Here is a 4233-nt window from a genome sequence, read left to right as displayed (position 1 = left end):
TATTGCTGCCAACGTCCCGCCAGCTTGCTGCAGGTGGGGGATTGGTTACCCAAAAGTATAAATTTAAGAGTAAGTTTACAAACACAAAACCAACATTATTTTTGCCCTAAAGCCCCACTTGCAGCAAACTGCTGTTAGGCGACGTATTTATTATTCAGTTATTATTTTAATAACGATGTCTTGTCTTTTACTCCAATCCAAAGCCTTTATATTATTTTCTTTGCAGTGTTCTTCTAATCTTCTTTCTAACTCATTAGTTAGTTTTTTCAAGTTAAATAGAGCCTTTGTTAAATCCGTTTCTATTAGTTCAGCTTTTTTATTGACAGTATGTAATAAAATTGAATTTATCTCTTCATTACTATTTTTCAAATCGGGAACTGTTTGTTTTGCGTTAGGTCCGACAACTAGATTTCCGCTAATTAGCTGGTAAAGATTAAATTTTTGATTTGTTAAATCTTTAAAAACCCATGAAATTACGCCATAAAATGGGCTTTCGGTTTTAAGTAGTGATTCTCGAATTCTTTCATCTAAGTGTTGATATGTATTTCTAAAGTTTTTTAAATAATGTAAATGACCCAATATTTCATTTTCGTTTTCCCAAGGTAGTTGTTTGCAAATATTAGCAATTCTAACGGAATTATCTATTATTGACCAACCATAACCAAATATTGCGGGAACATTTCTGTCTGGTTCACCTTTTGATATTTTTAATAGACTTTCAATAAGCTTATCATAAGAATGATCAATCATTTCTAATGTAAACCTTAACGAATCGAAAATGAGGATTTCATCTCGACTTATTTCGAGTGGTAAATTTTTAAGAATAGATGTTTTATCAATTATTTTCATATGTGAATTAGATTAAAAAAGGCTACGAATTCGTAGCCTTTTAATTTGCAGCAGACCGAGGAGTCGAACCTCTTACCAACCCCTTGGATTTATAAATGTTGGAACTTTACAAGAAATTTCAGTTTGGACAAGTCTGCTGGATGGGATGGTCTGCCCACCAAAAAGAAATACCACGTTAATAATGATTGAAATTATTGTGAAGGAAGAACCTCCGGCGATTTTATTGAATAGTTTACCCATATGTTTTATTTTTTTAATTATATAATCACACACAAGACCAACAATAACTTCTTGTATTAAGTTATTAATCCAACTCTCTACTACTCCAAGATTTTAAAGAACTTTATTCTATTTACTTCGTTTTTCTAATATGTCGCCTAACGTCCCGCCAGCTTTATGTCAGTGGCGGAATTTTATTACTGTTGCTTACAAATATACCGAAAAGAATGAAAGAAAAAAGTGAATTTTTGTGCAAGAAGTGCGAGCACAAACTTCCCCAAAAAATCCCAAGCGCCGCCATTGCATAAAACTGCCTGTTAGCTGAAGTTGCTTTAGATTTATGGACAAAGGTTTTCACGCAACGTAAACACAAGAAACTCGACAAAGTAACACGCAATACTTAGACAAAAAAAGTAACTGGATTTATGTTATGAAATACTGCTGTATATGCTTAAAAATAAACGGTCTGAGCAATTTTAGCTAACGTCCCGCCGGCTTTATGTCAGTGGCGGCTTTTTTATTACTGATGTTTACAAATATACCGAAAAGAGTGAAAGAAAAACGTGAATTTTAATACAAAAAGTGCGAGCAAAAACTTTCCCGAAAAATCCCAAGCGCCGCCATTGCATAAAACCGTTGTTAACTGCAGCCGTTCTTGACTTTTTAAATTTAATTTCCCGAAGTAGATTTATTTTTGCCATAAAAAAAACTATCATTGCCATAAAGAAAACTATCATCGCCATAAAGAAAACTATTATTGCCATAAAGAAAACTATTATCGCCATTAAGAGTTTTATTCTTGCAGTTACGAAAACTATATTTGCCGTTTAAAGTTTACTATTTGCCATTAGAAAATATATACTTGCCGTTACGAGTTTTATTCTTGCCGTTAGGAAATATACATTCTCCATTAAGAATTCTATCTTAACCGGAACAATTACACAAAGTTTTTTCGCAAAATGATTAAATCGCAACGTTTACACGCTCGTTATGCGACGGTTGCAGTTAACGTCCCGCCGGCTTTGTGCTGGTGGGGATTTTTATTACTGACGATTACAAATATACCGAAAAGTAATTAAGAAAAAACTTCTTTTTAAAGAAGAAATGCACTCACTGACCATTCCAAAAAATCCCCAAAACCCCACTTGCACAAAACCGCTGTTATAAGCAGCCTTTATTTTAGATAAGAATCAAGACGCTTTTGTATTTCATCATCAAGTTTCCATTGTCCATACCTATTTTTATTTGGACCTAAGCGTTTGAAATTTTTATTACTTAATTTAAAAGGAAGTTCTTTATTTAACTTACCAATTAATTCATAAGCTCTTTCATCTTCAATAGGATAAGGCAAAATTAAATGTAGTCTAATAAATAGCTTTCCGGATTCAATGGAGCACATTATATAGCCATTAGCTGTTTTATTGTCACCATAATTGTAGAACTGTGATATTGAAAACTGATTTAACGGTAATAAGGCTTCGTCCTCATATGTGTTTAAATAGGTTAATAAGTCAAAAATATTTTTTTTATCATTTTCCCATGACATTGAATCTTTTAGATGTTCATATCCTGTATTTTCCCACTGTCTAATAGATAACCCTAAGAATTCTTCTAATTTTGATATTGTATTTTTTGCAAGAATGAATTCTTCTTCATTTGCCTTATCATAGTAAAGATCTAATTCCAATTTATCAGATTGCATCTCACCAAAATTTTCAGTAAAAACATCGATTACTTTTTTTAATCCTCGGAGGATGTTTTTATCTCTCACACCATGTCCATGAGAATTTGATTTTGGAGGTTGATAAACAAAATAAGATAAGTTTCTGTCCATTTTGAAAGCGTTTAATTTTTAGTCAACCAATTTTAGGACGTCACGTTTTTCCAAGGTTGCTTATAACGTCCCGCCGGCTTTAAGAAGTGGCGGAATTTTGTTACTGATGTTTACAAATATACCTAAAAGTTTGAAAGAAAAAAGCTCAAAAGTAGGAGAGAAGTGCAAGCACTGGCTCCTCCAATTACACACTGTCCCCGCCATTTCTTAAAACCGCTGTTATGCACAGTGCATGGCTATTGTTTCTTTAAATAAATTTTAAAATTATTACGCAAATGTTTACGTATTAAAACTAAACTGTCATTTGACTTTTTTAAAATTTCGTAAGTGAAAACCATATCATATTCCTTAATATCAATTTCGTTTTCAAAAATTCTATATGTTTGATCTTTATTGCATTTTTGATTTTCAGAGTTATATATATTTATTTCTCCATCATTTTTAAATTCGAAAACTGAATTCAAATTTAACTCGTCACAAAATGAAGGATGCGAAAAAGGGAGTAAATCTGAATTGTAAATAACCCATTTACCATAAACCCAAGAATCTGTATTTTGTTTACTAAGATTCGTCTCTAAGGATTCCTTTTCAATTTTCTTTGTTTCATTACAACCAAAAAAAAGAATAGAAAAAGTTATAAGTAAGATTTTAACATTCAGTTTCATAATAATGGTTTTTTACGTCGCGTTGAGATTGCATTGTGCATAACGTCCCGCCGGCTTTGAGAAGGTGGGGGATTGTTCTCCCAAAAGTATAAATTAAAGATTTAGTTTACAAATACAAAACCAACTTTAAATTTTGCCCTAAAGCCCCACTTGCTCAAAACCGCTGTTAACGGCTGTTTTTTACTTTTTGCACTTTGATGTAACCGCCTGTAAATTGAAATAAAGAGAAAATAATTGGGAATATAAACTTTTGGAATAAATCAAGTTTTAGAGAATAATGATCAGAATTTAAGACTAAAGATGATTTTGGTAAGATATAAAGTTCATATAAAAACCAAATACCAGCATTATTGTTTTCTTTGTAATTTGTATTTCCTGAAGATACTGAAGCACAAATTATCCAAAACAAAATGCCAATAATTGCTACAGAAAAATACTTGTACCAATTAGTTCTTTCTTTTGTGTAATAATAGCCACTATAGAAATATAAAAATAGAAGAAACATAAAAACAACAAAAAGAATTACTGAGTTTGTTTCTTGGAATTCAGTTATCAAAAAAAGTATGTAACACGTTACAATACTTATTAAAACATGACCGCCTAACATTTCAAGAAAAATTCGCATTCATTTAAGTTTAGTTATTTCAAAATTGCCGTTAACGTCCC

At 31.6% G+C, this 4233-nt stretch carries 5 protein-coding genes; 1 reads left to right on the top strand and 4 read right to left on the bottom strand.

The window, feature by feature from the left end:
• Window positions 1-150 precede the first annotated feature (150 nt).
• Window positions 151-849: a hypothetical protein gene (locus FCR2A7T_RS14275; protein WP_023572014.1), complete on the bottom strand. Its 699-nt coding sequence runs from the start codon at window positions 847-849 to the stop codon at window positions 151-153.
• An 801-nt stretch (window positions 850-1650) separates the two neighbouring features.
• Here FCR2A7T_RS14275 and FCR2A7T_RS15255 point away from each other — a divergent pair.
• Window positions 1651-1899 carry a hypothetical protein gene (locus tag FCR2A7T_RS15255; RefSeq protein ID WP_165551963.1) on the top strand — a complete coding sequence of 83 codons (249 nt, stop codon included), beginning with the start codon at window positions 1651-1653 and terminating at the stop codon, window positions 1897-1899.
• A gap of 343 nt (window positions 1900-2242) precedes the next feature.
• Here FCR2A7T_RS15255 and FCR2A7T_RS14265 read toward each other — a convergent pair whose 3' ends face one another.
• The 3 genes from FCR2A7T_RS14265 to FCR2A7T_RS14255 form a co-directional block, all read right to left on the bottom strand.
• Complete coding sequence (locus FCR2A7T_RS14265; protein WP_023572010.1) at window positions 2243-2902, bottom strand: hypothetical protein; 660 nt, start codon at window positions 2900-2902, stop codon at window positions 2243-2245.
• 236 nt (window positions 2903-3138) lie between these two features.
• Entirely contained in the window at window positions 3139-3567 is a 429-nt protein-coding gene (locus tag FCR2A7T_RS14260) for a hypothetical protein (RefSeq protein ID WP_023572009.1), read from the bottom strand.
• Between the two features lie 166 nt (window positions 3568-3733).
• Window positions 3734-4192 (bottom strand): hypothetical protein, encoded by a 459-nt coding sequence (locus FCR2A7T_RS14255; protein ID WP_023572008.1) that lies wholly within the window; start codon window positions 4190-4192, stop codon window positions 3734-3736.
• Window positions 4193-4233 lie beyond the last annotated feature (41 nt).

The organism is Flavobacterium cauense R2A-7, assembly GCF_000498475.1.
GTDB lineage: Bacteria > Bacteroidota > Bacteroidia > Flavobacteriales > Flavobacteriaceae > Flavobacterium > Flavobacterium cauense.
Note: the sequence above shows the minus strand (reverse complement) of the source record. Positions and strands in the feature narration are given on the sequence as shown.

Excerpts from the sequence above, each read along its gene's own strand:
- FCR2A7T_RS14275 (WP_023572014.1), bottom strand. The coding sequence starts at position 849 with ATGAAAATAATTGATAAAACATCTATTCTTAAAAATTTACCACTCGAA.
- FCR2A7T_RS14255 (WP_023572008.1), bottom strand. The coding sequence starts at position 4,192 with ATGCGAATTTTTCTTGAAATGTTAGGCGGTCATGTTTTAATAAGTATT.
- FCR2A7T_RS14260 (WP_023572009.1), bottom strand. The coding sequence starts at position 3,567 with ATGAAACTGAATGTTAAAATCTTACTTATAACTTTTTCTATTCTTTTT.
- FCR2A7T_RS14265 (WP_023572010.1), bottom strand. The coding sequence starts at position 2,902 with ATGGACAGAAACTTATCTTATTTTGTTTATCAACCTCCAAAATCAAAT.